Origin of the sequence: Saccharopolyspora sp. ASAGF58, from assembly GCF_012277335.1 — a bacterium.
In the GTDB taxonomy this organism is placed as follows: Bacteria; Actinomycetota; Actinomycetes; order Mycobacteriales; family Pseudonocardiaceae; genus Saccharopolyspora; species Saccharopolyspora hattusasensis.
Map to the genome: position 1 here is coordinate 4,726,888 of NZ_CP040605.1, position 15,708 is coordinate 4,742,595.

Annotated in this window: 18 protein-coding genes and 1 pseudogene; 13 read left to right on the forward strand and 6 right to left on the reverse strand. The window is 68.9% G+C overall.

All coding sequences use genetic code 11. The features are described 5' to 3' along the window. Nucleotides 1-147 precede the first annotated feature (147 nt). The 6 genes from FDZ84_RS22660 (at nucleotide 148) to FDZ84_RS37895 (ending at nucleotide 4,880) form a co-directional block, all read left to right on the forward strand. On the forward strand, nucleotides 148-459 hold the full coding sequence (locus FDZ84_RS22660; protein ID WP_246868350.1) for a hypothetical protein: 312 nt from the start codon (nucleotides 148-150) through the stop codon (nucleotides 457-459). Nucleotides 460-956: 497 nt separating this feature from the next. Then, entirely contained in the window at nucleotides 957-1,265 is a 309-nt protein-coding gene (locus tag FDZ84_RS22665; RefSeq protein ID WP_168584117.1) for a hypothetical protein, read from the forward strand. Between the two features lie 106 nt (nucleotides 1,266-1,371). Further along, on the forward strand, nucleotides 1,372-1,731 hold the full coding sequence (locus FDZ84_RS22670; protein WP_168587542.1) for a hypothetical protein: 360 nt from the start codon (nucleotides 1,372-1,374) through the stop codon (nucleotides 1,729-1,731). A 468-nt stretch (nucleotides 1,732-2,199) separates the two neighbouring features. Then, nucleotides 2,200-3,366 (forward strand): lysozyme, encoded by a 1,167-nt coding sequence (locus FDZ84_RS22675; protein ID WP_246868351.1) that lies wholly within the window; start codon nucleotides 2,200-2,202, stop codon nucleotides 3,364-3,366. A 264-nt stretch (nucleotides 3,367-3,630) separates the two neighbouring features. Next, complete coding sequence (locus FDZ84_RS22680; RefSeq protein WP_168587543.1) at nucleotides 3,631-3,978, forward strand: hypothetical protein; 348 nt, start codon at nucleotides 3,631-3,633, stop codon at nucleotides 3,976-3,978. Further along, complete coding sequence (locus FDZ84_RS37895; protein ID WP_246868352.1) at nucleotides 3,975-4,880, forward strand: tetratricopeptide repeat protein; 906 nt, start codon at nucleotides 3,975-3,977, stop codon at nucleotides 4,878-4,880. Before FDZ84_RS22680 ends, FDZ84_RS37895 begins: the two co-directional genes overlap by 4 nt. A 16-nt stretch (nucleotides 4,881-4,896) precedes the next feature. Here FDZ84_RS37895 and FDZ84_RS22690 read toward each other — a convergent pair whose 3' ends face one another. The 3 genes from FDZ84_RS22690 to FDZ84_RS22700 all read right to left on the reverse strand — a co-directional run bounded on the left by FDZ84_RS22690 (nucleotide 4,897) and on the right by FDZ84_RS22700 (nucleotide 6,430). Beyond that, nucleotides 4,897-5,208, reverse strand: coding sequence for a hypothetical protein (locus FDZ84_RS22690; protein ID WP_168587544.1), 312 nt, complete (start codon nucleotides 5,206-5,208; stop codon nucleotides 4,897-4,899). Further along, on the reverse strand, nucleotides 5,192-5,425 hold the full coding sequence (locus FDZ84_RS22695; RefSeq protein ID WP_168587545.1) for a DUF397 domain-containing protein: 234 nt from the start codon (nucleotides 5,423-5,425) through the stop codon (nucleotides 5,192-5,194). Before FDZ84_RS22695 ends, FDZ84_RS22690 begins: the two co-directional genes overlap by 17 nt. 108 nt (nucleotides 5,426-5,533) lie before the next feature. Then, entirely contained in the window at nucleotides 5,534-6,430 is an 897-nt protein-coding gene (locus FDZ84_RS22700) for a helix-turn-helix transcriptional regulator (RefSeq protein ID WP_168587546.1), read from the reverse strand. A 199-nt stretch (nucleotides 6,431-6,629) separates the two neighbouring features. Between FDZ84_RS22700 and FDZ84_RS22705 the strand changes: the two genes are divergently transcribed. Next, entirely contained in the window at nucleotides 6,630-7,481 is an 852-nt protein-coding gene (locus FDZ84_RS22705) for an SAM-dependent methyltransferase (RefSeq protein WP_210435052.1), read from the forward strand. 365 nt (nucleotides 7,482-7,846) lie between these two features. Here the strand turns inward: FDZ84_RS22705 and kstR are convergent, their stop codons facing one another. After that, entirely contained in the window at nucleotides 7,847-8,455 is a 609-nt protein-coding gene (gene kstR, locus FDZ84_RS22710; protein WP_168587547.1) for a cholesterol catabolism transcriptional regulator KstR, read from the reverse strand. Between the two features lie 163 nt (nucleotides 8,456-8,618). On the opposite strand from kstR, the gene FDZ84_RS22715 reads away from it, so the two are divergent. From FDZ84_RS22715 to FDZ84_RS22725, 3 genes are read left to right on the forward strand one after another with little or no spacing between them, the layout of a single operon-like run. Continuing rightward, nucleotides 8,619-9,872 (forward strand): glycosyltransferase family 4 protein, encoded by a 1,254-nt coding sequence (locus FDZ84_RS22715; RefSeq protein WP_168587548.1) that lies wholly within the window; start codon nucleotides 8,619-8,621, stop codon nucleotides 9,870-9,872. Nucleotides 9,873-9,874: 2 nt separating this feature from the next. Continuing rightward, entirely contained in the window at nucleotides 9,875-10,597 is a 723-nt protein-coding gene (locus FDZ84_RS22720; protein WP_246869211.1) for a methyltransferase domain-containing protein, read from the forward strand. Beyond that, nucleotides 10,584-11,657: a prenyltransferase gene (locus FDZ84_RS22725; RefSeq protein WP_168587550.1), complete on the forward strand. Its 1,074-nt coding sequence runs from the start codon at nucleotides 10,584-10,586 to the stop codon at nucleotides 11,655-11,657. Before FDZ84_RS22720 ends, FDZ84_RS22725 begins: the two co-directional genes overlap by 14 nt. Nucleotides 11,658-11,795: 138 nt before the next feature. Here FDZ84_RS22725 and FDZ84_RS22730 read toward each other — a convergent pair whose 3' ends face one another. Continuing rightward, nucleotides 11,796-12,479, reverse strand: coding sequence for a class I SAM-dependent methyltransferase (locus FDZ84_RS22730; protein ID WP_246868353.1), 684 nt, complete (start codon nucleotides 12,477-12,479; stop codon nucleotides 11,796-11,798). Between the two features lie 372 nt (nucleotides 12,480-12,851). Between FDZ84_RS22730 and FDZ84_RS39140 the strand changes: the two are divergent. Beyond that, nucleotides 12,852-13,346: pseudogene (locus FDZ84_RS39140) on the forward strand (lipid-transfer protein); the annotation flags it as partial. A gap of 609 nt (nucleotides 13,347-13,955) precedes the next feature. Next, nucleotides 13,956-14,315 (forward strand): transposase domain-containing protein, encoded by a 360-nt coding sequence (locus FDZ84_RS40835; RefSeq protein ID WP_168590280.1) that lies wholly within the window; start codon nucleotides 13,956-13,958, stop codon nucleotides 14,313-14,315. 153 nt (nucleotides 14,316-14,468) lie between these two features. Here FDZ84_RS40835 and FDZ84_RS22745 read toward each other — a convergent pair whose 3' ends face one another. Then, nucleotides 14,469-14,810 (reverse strand): WYL domain-containing protein, encoded by a 342-nt coding sequence (locus FDZ84_RS22745; RefSeq protein ID WP_210435053.1) that lies wholly within the window; start codon nucleotides 14,808-14,810, stop codon nucleotides 14,469-14,471. A gap of 27 nt (nucleotides 14,811-14,837) precedes the next feature. Here FDZ84_RS22745 and FDZ84_RS22750 point away from each other — a divergent pair, with 27 nt between their 5' ends. Then, the gene (locus FDZ84_RS22750) at nucleotides 14,838-15,092 is read left to right on the forward strand and encodes a hypothetical protein (RefSeq protein WP_168587552.1); all 255 of its coding nucleotides are present in this window, start codon (nucleotides 14,838-14,840) and stop codon (nucleotides 15,090-15,092) included. The last annotated feature ends 616 nt before the right edge of the window (nucleotides 15,093-15,708 follow it).

The window sequence follows — 15,708 nt, forward strand, 5'->3', positions numbered from 1 at the left end:
ATGCGGCAGATTGAAGACGGTCCTTAACATCCGTGCGGATGCCAACGAATCTGGGGCGTTGGAATGGGGATCTTGGGGGACTTGGACCTTGTTTCGGCATCGATCTCCTCGCGCGGCTTCCAGGCCCAGTCACGAAGGAGGAAATAAGTGTTCGACGAGATTCGACTGTTGAGCGATGCGGAACTCGATGGCCAGCGTGTGGAGTTCCTGCCCGCGCGCACGGTCATGTCGACGTTCCCGTGGGGTGGCGGCTGGAACCCGATCGTCATCAACGGCGGCGGTGGCGGCGATGGCGGTGGCACCGGGGGTGGCCAGGGCGGCGGTGACGGCGGCGACGGCGGCAACGGTGGGGCCCCTGGTCGCGGCGGTGACGGTGGTCCTGGCGGGCCCGGTATCGGCGGCAACGGCGTCGGTGGCGGCGGCGTCGGCGGCAACGGGGACGCCATCTTCGTGCGGTAAGTCGTAGCCGGGGGCGGCGGGGCCGTGGCTCCGGCGTTGATGACGCCGGTGCGCGTCGTCCCCAGGATGACGACGTCGCGTTGCCTCCGCCCCGCGCTCCAGGCCTGGGCCGTTTCGCATCGAGGGATTCGCCCGACGCTCGCGGTCGCCGAAAATTACGGGATGCGACGTAGTGGAATACAATTTCCGCGAGAAGTTCCCGAACAAGGTTGCGAGCTCGCTCCGTTCGCGGAGCGGAGACGATGTCGATCCGAATTGATCTAGTCCGCCTCTCCGGAGTGCGTTGCCGATGTCGTGGCGAATTGCGTTGGTCGGCGGTTTGCGCGTTTGCGATTCTCCTCGTCGGAAGTTTTCGGGCTGCGCTGGATCGCGGATGCTCTTACCCTCCGTGCTGATGCCAACGAATCTGGGGCGTTGGGATGGGGATCTGGGGGTTTGACCTTGCTCGGCATCGATCTCCGCGCGGCATCCGGCCCATTCGGACGAGGGAGGATCAAGTGTTCGAAAACAGCGAACCATTGAGCTCCGCGGAGCTCGGTGACCAGCGTGTGGAGTTCCTGCCCGCGCGCACGGTCATGTCGACGTTCCCGTGGGGCGGCGGCTGGAACCCGATCGTGATCAACGGCGGCGGCGGCGGTGACGGCGGCGGCACCGGTGGTGGCCAAGGTGGCGGCACCGGTGGTGACGGCGGCAACGGCGGGACCGGTGGCAACGGTGGTCACGGTGGTCCTGGTGGGCCCGGCATCGGTGGTAACGGATTCGGTGGCGGCGGCATCGGCGGCCACGGGGACCACATCGTCGTGTAACCCTTGCTGGTCGCACCGGCGGGCCCGTGCTTGCGCATGGGCCCGCCGATTGCTGCCAGCCCTCGAAAAACCCGTCGGCGGTGGAGATCCGTCCCAAGTGCGGCCGTTGAGTACCGCACGCGGATGGCTAAGTCGCCGGAAGCTGGACGTCGAAACCGACCAGGGGCTGCTGGTGGTCGACCGGGCCGAACCCCGCTCTCGTACCGGACGCGCTCGCCGACCTGCGGCAGCACGCCGACGCCCCGATCCGCTGGATCGTCTACAGCCACGGCACCTGGGCTACGACTACGGCGTGCCCGCGTTCCTCGCCGACGGCGAACGCCTCGGTGACGCGGGGCCGGCGATCATCGCGCAGGAGAACGTGGTTCGCCGCTACCGCCGGTACGCCGAAACGGCCGGGTTGCAGGCCCGCCTCAACTCCATGCCGCTGACGCTCGGCATCACCGGCCACGCTGGCGCCGGGTGAGACGCCTGAGGTCAACGAGGCGCGTGAGCTGGAGGCGGAGGTGTGCGAGCTGCGGGCGAAGCAGGCGTCCAGCCACGTGTCCCGGAGCCTGTACCGGATCTAGTCGGTATGGGCGTTTTGCCTGGTCAGTGTGGTGAGCGTAGTGGTGCCAGGGTGCGTCAACGCGCCTACGGCCTCTGACCTGCGGCTTTACTGTCCGGCGCTGACGGGTGTGGACCTGCGGTGCGGGGCCTGTGACATGGGCCGCTAGGATGCTGTCACTAACTCGGTGTCACTAATCGTGACGGATCAAGCGGCCGACGTAGCCTGATGGAGTCAATCCAGGTATTCGCGTACGTAAAAACCGCGATGCAGGTACACGCTCCGTGCTGGAGTGTGGGGCTCGTGAACCCCGAATCCTCCGACCAAACAAGATCCCCCGAAAACAACGATCGCGCCTCGGCCCCGAACGAGGCGACTGACCGCGGGTTGCGTTCCGCTGCGCTGCGTGCCGACCAGGCCCTGCGCACGGCAGTGGATCGTGTGCGGCCGGCGGCGCACCGCGTCGGCGAGTGGGTCGCGCCCCTGATCCAGCGAGTCCTGCAGTGGCTGGCACCGCTGCTGCAGCGGATTCAGGGAGTACCCGTGGTGCGGCGTCTCCGGGAGAGGGTTGCGCCGCACGTGGAGAAGCTCCCCGAGTCCGTTCGGCGGGCTCCGCGCACGCGGTCCATGCAGGCGGGTGCCGCCATCGCCGCCGTCGGCGTGGTTGGCCTGGTGATCGGCAGCGCCGTGGCCGGCTCGGACGAGACCAAGGTCGATGACGCCGCGATGGAAGCCCCGATCCAGGCGCAGCAGGCCCCGGCGCAGGCCGGGCCGATCCCGGCCCCGCCGGAGGCCCCGGCGCAGGCCGGGCAGCCGATCCCGGCCCCGCAGCAGACCCCGGCGCAGGCCGAGCAGCCGATCCCGGCCCCGCAGCAGGCCCCCGCGCCCCAGGCGCAGCCCGTCCCGCAGGCCCCGCTGGGCCCGCCGGTCGAGGGCATCGACGTGTCCAACCACAACGGCGCCATCGACTGGAGCAAGGTCGCGGCCGCCGGCAAGAAGTTCACCTTCGTGCTGGCCACCGACGGCACCGGCTTCAGCAACCCCCGCTACAGCGAGCAGTACCACGGCGCCAAGAACGCCGGCCTGATCGCGGGCGCCTACCACTTCGCGCGGCCCGGCTCGTCCTCCGCGGAGGTGCAGGCCGAGCGGTTCCTGAACATCGCCGACTACCAGGCCGACGGCAAGACCCTGCCCCCGGTTCTGGACCTGGAAGTGGACCCGAACAGCGGCGGCTGCTACGGCCTGTCCGTCGCCGACATGCACCTGTGGACCAAGACCTTCAACGACAAGGTCAAGGAGCGCACGGGCAAGGATCCGATCATCTACGCCAACCCGTCGTTCTGGCGGCAGTGCATGGGCGGTACCGACACCTTCGGTGGCCACGCGCTGTGGCTGGCGTCCTACGGCGTGGACAGCCCGGCGGTGCCCAACGGCTTCAACGACTGGGACTTCTGGCAGTACACCGACCAGGGCAGTGTGGCCGGCATCGGCGGCAACACCGACCTGAACCAGTACCAGCAAGGCTTCGAGCGGCTCAAGCAGCTCGCCGGCTGACTTCCGGTTCGTGCCGGAATTTCGACGGGAGCGGGTCGTCCGCACATCGCGGGCGACCCGCTCCCATTTCGGTGCGCCGGACGGGATGTCCACTTCGGACTCCCGAGCCGGGGGCCAGTCAAGTGGGACTTGCGACCCGCTCCGCGGGTTGCCGCCGGGACGGGTGATCTTCGTCGTGCCTCCGATACAGGGGATTCACCGGAACTGTGAGTGGCGGACCGATATCCTCGCCGCGATCGATGATCACCTGATCGGAGGCGCGGCATGTCACTCTGGGAACAGCGGGTCACCCAGGCCCGGCAGCTGTGGATCAATGGTGATCATGCCGCCGCCGAGCCGGAGTTGCGCACCGTGCTCGCCGACGGCGACTTCGACAGCGCCGTGCACGCGAACTGTCTGCTCGGCGCGCTGCTGGACGAGCGCGACGCCGCCGCCGGCGCCCGTGCGATGTACCGCGCGGAGCTGGGTGACGTCGGCGCTGCCGTCGAAGCGTTCCGCCGCGCGGAGTCGGTCGGGGCCGGATCGAGGGTACCCACGCCACCGCCAACATCGCGGTTCTGCTTGCCAAGCAAGGCGAAACCGAGGCCGCGCGGCGCGCCTTCGAACGCGTGATCGCCTCAGGTGTGCCAGGTGTGCAGGCGACCGCCGCGTTGGAACTCGGCAACATGCTGCGCGACACCGGGGACGAGGCGGCGGCGAGAGCGGCCTACGAGCGAGCGCTGGAGTTCGACGAACCGGCCGTCACGCCGTACGTCGACGAGTCGCTGGAACTGCTGCGCCGGTCGACGAAATCGACCGATCCGAGCACGGCGATCATCGGGATGGGACTGCTCGGGGAACGCGCCGACGACCCCGCCGAGGCCATCCACTGGTTCGCCCAGGCCGCGGAACTCGGGGTGCCAGGGCATTCCGACGCCGCGTGCGGACGGCTCGGCGAACAGCTGCTGGCGCAAGGAGATCGGGACGCGGCGCGGATCGAGTTCGAACGGGTCAGCCGGTGCGACGTGCCCGGCATCGCGGCGCGCGGCGAGTTCGGGCTCGGCCTGATCCGGTACGAAGAGGACGATTTGGCCGGTGCGGTCGCGGCTTTCGTCAAGACCGCGTCCTACGCCTCGGACGACGACCTGGGCGAAGACGCGCTGAACAACGTGCGGGTCGTGCTCGACGGGCAGCGCGCCGCCGGCGACCACCTCGGCGCGGCGACCACCCTGCGCAGACTGGCCGAAGTGGTCCCGGAAGCCCACGTCGCGGAGTGGGCCTACGAGACCGCCACCGAGTTCATCGAGGCCGAGGACAACGACGCCGCGCTGATCTACCTGCGGTGCGCGGTGGAGATCGGTGCCCCGGAGCCCGCGCCGGAAGCGGTGCTGGCGCTGGGCGAGTGCTGCACAAGCGCGGCGAGATCCGCTACCGGCGCGGCGAAGTCCAGCAGGCGCGCGAACTCCTCGACCGGGCGGCGCGCACCGAAGACCCGTCCTTCGCCCACCAGGCAACGCAACGCCTGGCCAAGTTGAGCGGCTGACGGCGGCGTCAGGCTTGGACCGTGATGAGTTGTTCAGGGAGGGCAAGGACCTGGTCCAGGACGTCGCACGCCGAGCCGGCCGTGCGCCAGTACGCGTCGTCGTCCCGGAGGTGGTGGTCGCGGGAGACCCGCGCGGCGCGCACGTCGTCCTCGCCGCGGAGCTCGACCACGTCGACGATGGCGCCGTGCGGTCGCACGTAGATCAACGCCATCAGCTCGCCGTCGGAGTCCCGTACCGGCGGCATCAACCGGAATCCCCGGTCCACCAGTGCGCGCAGGCGGGCGCAGGAGTCGGCGTGGCCCTCAGCTGACGAGGTCATCGAACTCACCGTCCTTGACGCCGCGCAGAAACGCGGCCAACTCGGCTCGGGTATAGATCAGCGCGGTTCCCCGCGATTGGCGCGATTGGCGCAGCGCGATGGTTCCGTCGGCCAGGGGCGCGATCTCGACGCAGTTGCCCCATTTCCCGCTGTGGCGCGACTTTCGCCAGGTCACGGCCCCCAGCGCGGCGACCGGGACCTCTAACTGGCCACTCATCGGATCTCCCTCGGTCGACTGCATGCAATTGCATACGCCATTGCGGAGGAAGGTACCACAGCGCTACGCACATGCGCGATCACTGTGAGTAGCCCGAATGATCTAGATTCAGATGGCCGCGCGGGATTTCAGCAGCAACTGGCGGGTCTGCTCGGGAGTCCGGGCGTCCACCATTAGCCGATCGAGCGTACGGCCGTATCGCTCGATCTCTTCCAGCTTGTCCAGGTACAGCGCCCCGCTCAGGTGCTCCAGGTACACCACGTCCGGCAATTCGGGTTCGGCGAAGCGGAGCATGGTGAACGAACCCTCCGCCGCGTACCCGCTGAGCGCGAACGGCACCACCTGCAGCGCGATGTTCGGCAGCTTGGACATCTCCAGCAGGTGGTCGATCTGTGCGCGGAGCACGGCGGCGCCGCCGATCGGCCGGTGCAGCACGGACTCGTCGATGACCGCCCACAGCCTGGGCGCGCCCGGCCGCGCGAGCAGCTTCTGCCGCTTTATGCGCAGCGAGACCCGGTGCCGGGTCTCGTCGTCGGCCAGCTTCGGGTGCCCCGAACTGGCGATGGCCAACGCGTAATCCGTGGTCTGCAGCAGGCCCGGCACGAACTGCAGCTCGTAGGTCTGGATCCGGGCTGCCACGCCTTCGAGTCCGATGTAGTCCTGGAACCAGTGCGGCATCGTGTCCGCGTACCGGTTCCACCAGCCGGGCTGCTTGGATTGCGAGACCAACTGGAGGAAGCGGGCCCGCTCGACCGCGTCCGTCACGCCGTACATCGTGAGCAGGTCCGCGACGTCGCGTTCCTTGAAGCCGACCTTGCCGAGCTCCATCCGGCTGATCTTGGACTCCGAGCCGCGGATGGCGTAGGCCGCCTCCGCGGGCGGGATCTCTGCGGCCTCCCGGAGCCGGCGCAGCTGCGCGCCGAGGATGATGCGCCGGGCCGTCGGACTGCCGTCCGGCCCGGCCGCGTCGCCGCCCTCGGATCCCGGATCTTCGTCCCGAGCCATCGTCGCACCTCCCGATCTACCGCCGTCCGATTCTCGCACCACGACCGCGGAAACAGCCGCACCGACAGATCCACCCGTTCGGATCAAGATCGACTTGCGGCTCTCACATTGATAGCACGCCAGACGTTTACTCAGAGCAACGAAGCTCGTACCCTATGCAATCCCCGAGCACCCGACCCCACGCCGTAGCGAGGACCACATGGCCGCCGAACTGACCGCGTCCGACGACGAAATCCCCATCCACATCGATACGAACAAGGCGAGCATCGCCCGCGTCTACGACGCGTTCCTCGGTGGCAAGGACAACTACGAGGTTGACCGGGAGGTCTTCCGGCGCCTCCAGGAGGTCACCCCCGAGGCTGCCCAGCTGGCGTGGGACAACCGCCAGTTCCTGATCAGGGTCAGCCGGTTCATCGCCGCAGAAACCAGTGTCACCCAGTACCTGGACTGCGGATCCGGCCTGCCCACCGCGGAGAACACCCACCAGGTGGTCCAGCGGATCAAGCCCGAGTCGCGGGTGGTCTACGTGGACAACGACCCAGTCGTCCTCGCCCACGGCCGCGCGTTGCTGGAGGAGAACTCGAAGATCCACTTCAGCCCGGCGGACATCTTCGAACCGGCGCAGATCCTCCAGGACGAGGTGGTCGGCCGACACTTGGACTTCTCCGAGCCGATCGCGTTGTTCCAACTGGGCACGCTGCACCACTACGACGGCGAGCGACCACCCGCCGACATCATGCGGGAGTACATCGACGCGCTGCCACCCGGGTCCTATGTGGCCATCAGCCACTTCCTCGACCCGGGGGTCGAGGAATACTGCGAACTCGCCCGGCGGATGGAGCAGGCGTTCCTGCACAGCCCGATGGGCACAGGAGTGTTCCGCACCCGCGCCGAGATCGAGTCGATGTTCCAGGGCTTAGAACTCGTCGACCCAGGCCTGGTGCTCTGCGCGGACTGGTGGCCGACCGGCCCGCGGCTCAACCCGCTCCACCCGGTGCAGCACTGCATCGCAGGAGCAGTGGGCCGCAAACCGTCAACTTCTCGGTCCTGAAGGGCCGAGCTTGCGGCTAGCGGTTGGTCACGGACGGCAGCCGCGGTAGCCGCGCCAGGCAGTAGCCCGCCTCACCAATCACGGCGCCACCACATCCGAAACAGGCCCAGCAGATACAGTTTTGGAAGCTCGGCTGGACCCACCGCAACCGCAAGCTGCTCGACCTCGACCCGTCCAACCAGGTTCTCACGGTCGGCGAGACCAACGCGCACCTGGATGTCCTTGTCACCCGTGGAATCCGGACGTCATCCGCGGGACGGAGTAGTGGAGTACGCGGTTCCGCGCGAGGGCTGAGCCTGCGGCGGCCGTACGCCGGTGTCGTGATTCTTCTGGAGCAGCAACCCAAAAGATTCACGACCGCCGGCTCACGCCAGCAGGAGGCGGACGGTGAGCTCCAAGCGGTTGGAGAGGTCGGAGGCCGACGCCCGGCGCGTCACCCAGGCGACCAGGTTGGACAGCCACACGTCGCCGATCACGCGCGCGATCGCCTTCTCCTCGTCGGTGGGCTCGTCCTGGGTCATGGCGTTGGTGAAGAACCGCTCCACCAGCGCCGCGACGGTGTCCACCTCGACGGACGCCGAGGTGTCGGCGAACATGAACGCGCGGGTCATCGCCTCGGTCAGCTGCGGGTTGCGCTGCAGCGTCCGGGTGGTGCGGTTGAGCACGAACATGACCCGCTCGTAAGGCGTTTCGCCGGGGTTCTTGGCGCGGTCCATCTTGTCCTGGGCCCGCTCGAACTCCCGGGCCAGGCCGGTTACCAGCAGGTGGATCTTGGATGGGAAATACCGGTACAGCGTCCCCAGCGCCACGTCGGCCTTCTCCGCCACGGTGCGCATCTGGACCGCGTCGTAGCCGCCCTTGGTGGCCAGTGCGATTGTGGCGTCGATGATCCGCTTGCGGCGTTCGTGCTGGGCCGTGGAACCGGTCTCGTCGTCCCGGAGCGCTTGCAGCACATTCCGCGAGGTGCTTGCCATGCAGCGTCGGTCCCCTCGAAGACTCGTTGGTCGAAAACCGCGTGTTGGTCGCCACGCGGCTCGTTGCCGCACCACCCTGGAGGGTTAAGGTGATCGACGTGGTTCGATCGAAACATGTTCCAGTCTACCCAGCCCGCCGGGCGCGGGCTGTGTGAGGTGAGCCGTGCGGATCGCGTTGCTGTCGTACCGGAGCAAGCCGCACTGCGGCGGGCAAGGCGTCTACGTCCGCCACCTCAGCCGGGGGCTGGCCGAACTGGGGCACCACGTCGAGGTGTTCTCCGGCAAGCCGTACCCGGAGCTGGATCCCGGGGTCGACCTGACCGCCGTGGACAGCCTCGACCTCTACGACGAGGCGGACCCGTTCCGCACCCCGGGCTGGCGGGAACTGCGTGACGCCGTCGACCTGCTGGAGGTCGGCACCATGTGGACCGCCGGGTTCCCGGAGCCGCTGACCTTCAGCCTGCGCGCGGCGAAGCTGCTGCGCGCCCGGGCCCACGAGTTCGACGTGGTGCACGACAACCAGTGCCTCGGCTACGGGCTGCTGTCCCTGCAGCGCGCCGGGATTCCACTGGTGGCGACGGTGCACCACCCCATCACGCACGACCGCCGGGTGGACTTGGCCGGCGCCACCGGCTGGCGGCGATTAGGCGTGCGCCGCTGGTACGGCTTCACCCGGATGCAGGGCCGGGTGGCCCGCCGCATCCCGCAGCTTTTGACCGTTTCGGAGTCGTCGGCCCTCGACATCCGCCGCGATTTCGGCGTCGGCGCGCAGCAGCTGCGGGTGGTGCCGCTGGGCGTGGACGCTGAGGTGTTCAAGCCGCCGACCGCGCCCCGTGTGCCGGGCCGCATTGTGGCGATGGCCAGCGCGGATACCCCGATGAAGGGCATCGGCACGCTGCTGGAGGCGGTCGCGAAGCTGCGCACCGAACGCACCGTGGAGCTGGTGCTGGTCGCGAAGCCGACCCCCGGCGGCCCGACCGAGCAGCGCATCGAGGAACTGGCCATCGGCGACGTGGTGCGCACCGTCAACGGCCTCAGCGATGCAGCGCTGGCCGAGCTGCTCGGCTCTGGCGAGGTGGCCTGCGTGCCGTCGCTGTACGAGGGGTTCTCGCTGCCGACCGTCGAGGCGATGGCCTGCGCGACCCCGCTGGTGGCCAGCCGGGCCGGAGCGATCCCGGAGGTGGCCGGGCCGGACGGCGAATGCGCCGACCTGGTTCCGCCGGGCGATGCCGAAGCGCTGACGGCGGCGCTGGCCGGACTGCTCGACTCGGACGATCGGCGGCAGCGGCTCGGCGCGGCGGGCCGGGCGCGGGTTTTGGCGAAATACAGCTGGAAATCGGTGGCAGCGGCGACGGTCGACTGCTACGCCGAGGCGATCGCGCGGAGGGCGCGCGCCGGGGAAGGAGCAACTTGCTGACGGTGGACTTCGACAAGCTCGGCGTGCGACCGGGCCAGCGGGTGCTGGACCTGGGCTGCGGCGCGGGGCGGCACGCCTTCGAACTCTATCGGCGCGGGGCGGACGTGATCGCCTTCGACCAGGACGTCGCGGAGCTGGAGAACGTGGCGGCGATGTTCGCCGCGATGAAGGCCGAGAACCAGGTGCCCGACGGCTCCGCCGCGCAGACCGTTTCCGGTGACGCGCTCGCGCTGCCGTTCCCGGACGAGCACTTCGACTGCGTCATCGCCTCGGAGATCATGGAGCACATCCCCGAGGACGAGAAGGCGATGCGCGAGATGGTGCGCGTCGTCAAGCCCGGCGGCCGTGTCGTGGTGACGGTGCCGCGCTGGTGGCCGGAGAAGATCTGCTGGGCGCTGTCGGACGAGTACCACCAGGTCGAGGGCGGCCACGTGCGGATCTACACCGCCGACGAGCTGATCGGCAAGCTCCGCGACGCGGGCCTGCGCCCGGCCTTCCACCACTACGCGCACGCCCTGCACTCGCCGTACTGGTGGCTCAAGTGCGCGGTGGGCACCGGCAACGACGACCACCCGCTGCCCAAGGCCTACCACCAGATGCTGGTGTGGGACCTGATGAAGGGGCCCTGGATCACCCGCACCGCCGAGCGGCTGCTGGACCCGGTGATGGGCAAGAGCATCGCGGTCTACCTGGGTAAGCCGGGAGCGGCCCGTGCCGGGGCCTGAGGTCCCGGGCGTGCTGTCCGCCGAGGCGGCCGTTCAGACCGGCAAGGCCATCGCGGCGACGCAGTTGGCATCGGGTGCGGTGCCGTGGTTCCCGGGCGGGCACGTGGACCCGTGGGACCACGTCGAGTCGGCGATGGCGATGGCCGCGGCAGGTCTGCTCCCCGAGGCCGAGTGCGCCTACGAGTGGCTGCGCGGAACACAGCGCGCGGACGGGTCCTGGCCCTTGCAGGTGCGCGACGGGCGGATCGAGGACGCCGGCGCGGACACCAACTTCTGCGCATACCCCGCCGTCGGCGTGTGGCACTACCTGCTGATCAGCGGCGACGACGCGTTCGCGGAGCGGATGTGGCCGGTGGTGCGGGCCGCGATCGAATTCGTGCTTACCGCGCAGCGGGAGCGGGGCGAGATCGACTGGGCGGTGGGCGAGTCCGGCATCCCGACCGGCGAGGCGCTGCTGTCGGGATGCTCCAGCATCCACCACAGCCTGCGCTGCGCGCTCGCGCTGGCCGACTACCTGGACCAGCCGCAGCCGGGCTGGGAGGTGGCGCTGGGCCGGCTCGGGCACGCGTTGCGCCGCCACCCCGAGGCGTTCACGCCGAAGCACCGGTACTCGATGGACTGGTACTACCCGATCCTCGGCGGTGCACTGCGCGGTGAGGCTGCGCGACAGCGGCTGTTCGCCCGCTGGTCGGACTTCGTGGTCGACGGGTTGGGGGTGCGCTGCGTCGATGACCACCCGTGGGTCACCGGCGCGGAAACCTGCGAACTGGTGCTGAGCCTCGATGCGCTGGACGAGCACGACCGCGCCCGCGAGCTGCTCGCGGCGATGCAGCACCTGCGCGACCCGGACGGCTCGTACTGGACGGGCCTGGTATACGCCGACGGCAAGCGCTGGCCGGAGGAGCGCTCCACCTGGACCGGCGCCGCGGTGGTCCTAGCTGCGGATGCGCTGTCCCGCGCGACGCCGGGCAATGGCATCTTCCGAGGTGAGAAGCTCCCGACGGGCCTGCCGGTCGAGAACGTCCCCTGCTGCGAACTCGAGTACGTCCCCGGCGCCTGACCGATCGCATACGGATCCCATCCGCAATTTCAATGGAAATCAGACCTCTGATTTCCATTGAAATTGCGGAAGTTATCCACAGTCTCCGGCGTGTCGTGGTCCGACACGCCGACGGAGTTCAATTTCAATCGCGGGGTCTCACCGGAAGGAGCCCGGGGTTCCGGTGGCGCGTTGCAGGACTCGGAGGGAGCCGACGACTCGGGTTTCGCGAAACGCTCCCGTTTCCAGGGCTCGGCAGTAGATGCGGTACGGCGCCTGGCCTCCGTCGTTGGGGTCCGGGAAGACGTCGTGGATCACCAGGACACCGCCCGGCGCCACCCAGTGTGCCCAGCCTTCGTAGTCGGTGTTGGCGGCCGCGTCGGTGTGGCCGCCGTCGATGAACAGCAGCGACAGCGGGGTTCGCCAGAACTCCGCGACCGCGCCGGAGCGGCCGACGATCGCGGTCACCTCGTCCTCCAGTCTGGCCCGCGCGATCGTTCGCCGGAATTCGCCCAGCGTGTCCACCTTCCCGACGGCCGGGTCGACCAGGTTCGGGTCGTGATACGCCCAGCCGGGCTGGTGCTCTTCGGAGCCCCGGTGGTGGTCGACGGTGACGATCCGGCCGCCGGTGCTTCGGGCCGCTGCGCCGAGGTAGATAGCGGATTTGCCGCAGTAGGTGCCGATCTCGACCGCAAGACCGGTGCCGAGGTGCTCCAGCGCGGCCTCGTAGAGCGCCTGTCCTTCCTCGGGCGGCATGAACCCGGTGGCCTGCTCAGCGAGTTCGCGCAGATCCGCTGGGATCGGGGGGTGCTGCTCGCGGTCGGTGGCCGATCCCTGCGTCACGTGCGTCCTCCGTCTGGTCCGGTTCGGTGCCGCCGGAATACTACCTTCTGAACTGCGCAGTTCCGGTAGAACCTGTTGTCGTTGGCCGGCCTGAGCGCCGCCATCATCGTTGTCATCGGCATCCGGCTGCTTGCGTCGCGGCGCACCCGCCGGTTCTATTAGAACAAGTTCCAATATCTGGTGATGGTGAGGCTGGTCGGATGGAGTTCGCCTTCGGGGAAACGCAGCAGTCGGTGCAAGAACTGGCCGCTGAGGTGCTGCGACGCGGGTCGCAACAGCGATGGAACCGGTTTCGATGAGGCGACTTGGAAGGCGCTGGCCGATGGGGGCTGCCGTCTCTAGCGGTGCCGGAGCGGCTGGGCGGTGCCGGGCTCGGCCGAGGCTGTTCGGGCCGGCCTCGGGGACGCCGGGCCGGAACCGTCCGATGTGGCTGGTTTGGTGACCTTCAAATTGACAACAAAACCGAAACCGCTGTCGCCCGGGAACTTGGCATCCCGGAGCTGAGCTTCTTCAGCCGCACACACTACGGCGGTGGCGCGGCCTGCGCGACCGTGCGGCGGGCCGCCATGACGGTCGCCACCGGCACGGCCGAGGTCGTGGTCTGCTACCGGACGTTCAACGAGTGGTCCGGGAGCCGGTTCGGGCAGGTGCAGGCGGCGGCGGCAGGTGCGCCGACCTCGGCGGGGCTGGACAACTGCTGGTCCTACCCGGTCGGGGTGGCCACCCCCGGCGCGCAGGTCGCGATGTTCGCCCGCCGCTACCTGCACACCTACGGCGCGCGAAGACTTCGGCCGCGTCGCAGTGGCCGACCGCGAGCACGCCGCGACCAATCCCAATGCCTGGCTCTACCAGCGGCCGATCACCCTGGCGACCACCAGGGGTCGCCACCCCGCCGTCGCTGCGGACCGTGCCCTCGCCTCGCTGGAATCCGGTTTGGTGAGGCGAGCCAGCGCGTCTGGGTGATTTCGCTCGATGCGGTGTCAGCAGGACGCGCCGCACTTGATGCAGATCCGGCCGCCACCGCCCTGCCTCGGCACCGGGGCGTGGCAGCCGCCTTGCGGGCATTCGTCCATTCTGGTGACTTGCGGGGGTCTGAGTCGGAGTGCGACCTGGCCGCCGAATTGCGCTGACTTGGCCCGGAAAACGCCGACGCTCATGGTTCGCTCCCGCTCCTCGTACTCTAGGAGTTCACGTCGGCCGAGATCGCGTCGAAGAAAAGGTGCAATCGGTCGGTTTCCCGGGGGAAATTCGGGCACGCGCAGTGGTCACGGGCCGTGGTGCTGCGGTTTCCCGGACGCGCTCGACCGCGGTTTAACCCCAATGCCGGTCGTTCAGATTGTCGCGTGGCCGGTAGCCTGCGCACTTGTGGATCTCGAGGCAGGTGCGCGGGCGGGTGTCAGCGTGGCCGATCAGGCCGCCATCGGCGTGCTGACCCGAACGTTCCCTGTGGGAATTGGTCGATAGAGTTATTGATCAATACAGCGGACCCGCGCACTGCCCGCCCGGCTGATTTTCTACATCACGCTGGTCTCGCGCCTGTTTCCGCCCGAGTCCTACCGGTCGGCAATGAAGATCTTCAAGTCGGTGTTCGGGCAGGGCGGGCAGGGTTATCGGGTGCCCGCGACCGGGTCGATCGTGGCCGCCCGCCGTCGGTCGGGATCGGATCCGATGGAAACGGCGGTGCGCGCGGTGACGACCCCCCGCGCGCGACCGGACACGCGCGGCGCGTGGTATCAGGACTGGTTATTGACGGCGGTGGACGGGAACCACATTCAACGTGCCCGATACCGAGGGCAACGATCGGGAGTTCGGTCGCCCGGGTTCGGGCCGTGGTGAGGGCAAGACCGGGTATCCGCAGATTCAGGCGACGCCACCGCCAGCAGCCCCAGGACAGCAGGCCATCCCGCTTCGCGGTCGTCATCACCGCACCCAGCAAAACCGGACACCGACCTCGACCAGCCAAGATCACTTAAACGGCCAGCATTGGGCTTAACCCTGCAGGGCGCCGAGCAATCCCCGGAGTCGGGATCGCAGGTGATCGCGCAGGTCGTCCGGGGCGTCGATGCTGAAGTCGGCGCCCAGGACCGCGAGTTCGAGGATGCGGCGGATGATCGCGCGAAGCGTGTCCTCGCCGAGCTGGACGGTGCAGCTGCCGTCGTCGATCGCGGTGACCCTGATCGGCAGCAACGGGTGCAGGTGCTCACGCACGGTTGCCGCGGAGGCCTGCACCGTGACCCGAGCGGCGTATTGGTAGGGCGCATCGATGATCGAGCGGCGCAGGTAGTCGGCGGGGCTTTCGGCGAACGGCCTGTTCGCGTCGGTAGGTGGCATGCCCCGCGATGAGGTGCGTGGCCTTGGGTGGTGGAGGTGAGCCGGTCGACGGCGGATTGGGCGCGGATTGGGCGAAGAGCGGGGATCGAGCCCGGCTTTGCGGGCCCGCAGCTGCGCCTGCGCGGATCCGCATTGCGCGTCTACCGTGGTGCGGTGGTTGCCGGGACCGATGCGGACCGGATGGCCAAGCGGCACTGGCAGTTCGTGCGTGACCGGCTGGGTGACCCGACCTGGTGTGGCAAGCCGGAGTGTAGCCACGCCGCTACGGCGGATACCGGCTGATGCCCGGGTACAAGCTGTCGCCGCTGATGCTCACCGGCGACGAGGCCACCGCGGTGGTGCTCGGCCTGCTGACCGGTCGGCGCCTCGGCCTGCCCGGGCCGGCGGCCGGGTCCGCGCTCACCAAGGTGCAGCGCGTCCTCCCGCCCGCACGGCGCGACCGCATCCAGTCGTTGCAGGAGATGCTCGGCTTCACCATGGGGACGCGGGAGGGGGCGGCTCCGGCGACAGCGGCGGTGCTGACCCTGGCCGAGGCGGCGCGGCATCGCCGGCGGGTGCGGCTGCGCTACGTGTCCTGGAAGGGGGTCGACAGCGAGCGCAGTTCGACCCGCACGGGTTGGTCTTCCACTCCGGACGTTGGTACGCGACCGGCCACGACTGGCCGTGAGTGGTTTTGGTTGCCATGGCGCCCAAAACCACTCACGGATCTATTCCCGGGCGGACTCGATCTCGGCGGCGTGCAGTCCCACAAGCCGGGCGCTTGCCGATCGGGGTGCGGACCGCTTCCACGATCACCGGATTGCCCACCTGGGCCCCCTCGGCAGGCCGGACCAAAAATAGAACATGTGCTACTTATCGTGCAAGCGTGCCAATCAACTTTGATCGAACATGTTGGCGC

Coding starts and splice junctions, on each gene's coding strand:
- FDZ84_RS22680 (WP_168587543.1), top strand. CDS start 3,631: ATGTCACTCTGGGAACAGCGGGTCACCCAGGCCCGGCAGCTGTGGATC.
- FDZ84_RS22690 (WP_168587544.1), bottom strand. CDS start 5,208: ATGACCTCGTCAGCTGAGGGCCACGCCGACTCCTGCGCCCGCCTGCGC.
- FDZ84_RS22695 (WP_168587545.1), bottom strand. CDS start 5,425: ATGAGTGGCCAGTTAGAGGTCCCGGTCGCCGCGCTGGGGGCCGTGACC.
- FDZ84_RS22700 (WP_168587546.1), bottom strand. CDS start 6,430: ATGGCTCGGGACGAAGATCCGGGATCCGAGGGCGGCGACGCGGCCGGG.
- FDZ84_RS22705 (WP_210435052.1), top strand. CDS start 6,630: ATGGCCGCCGAACTGACCGCGTCCGACGACGAAATCCCCATCCACATC.
- kstR (WP_168587547.1), bottom strand. CDS start 8,455: ATGGCAAGCACCTCGCGGAATGTGCTGCAAGCGCTCCGGGACGACGAG.
- FDZ84_RS22745 (WP_210435053.1), bottom strand. CDS start 14,810: ATGCCACCTACCGACGCGAACAGGCCGTTCGCCGAAAGCCCCGCCGAC.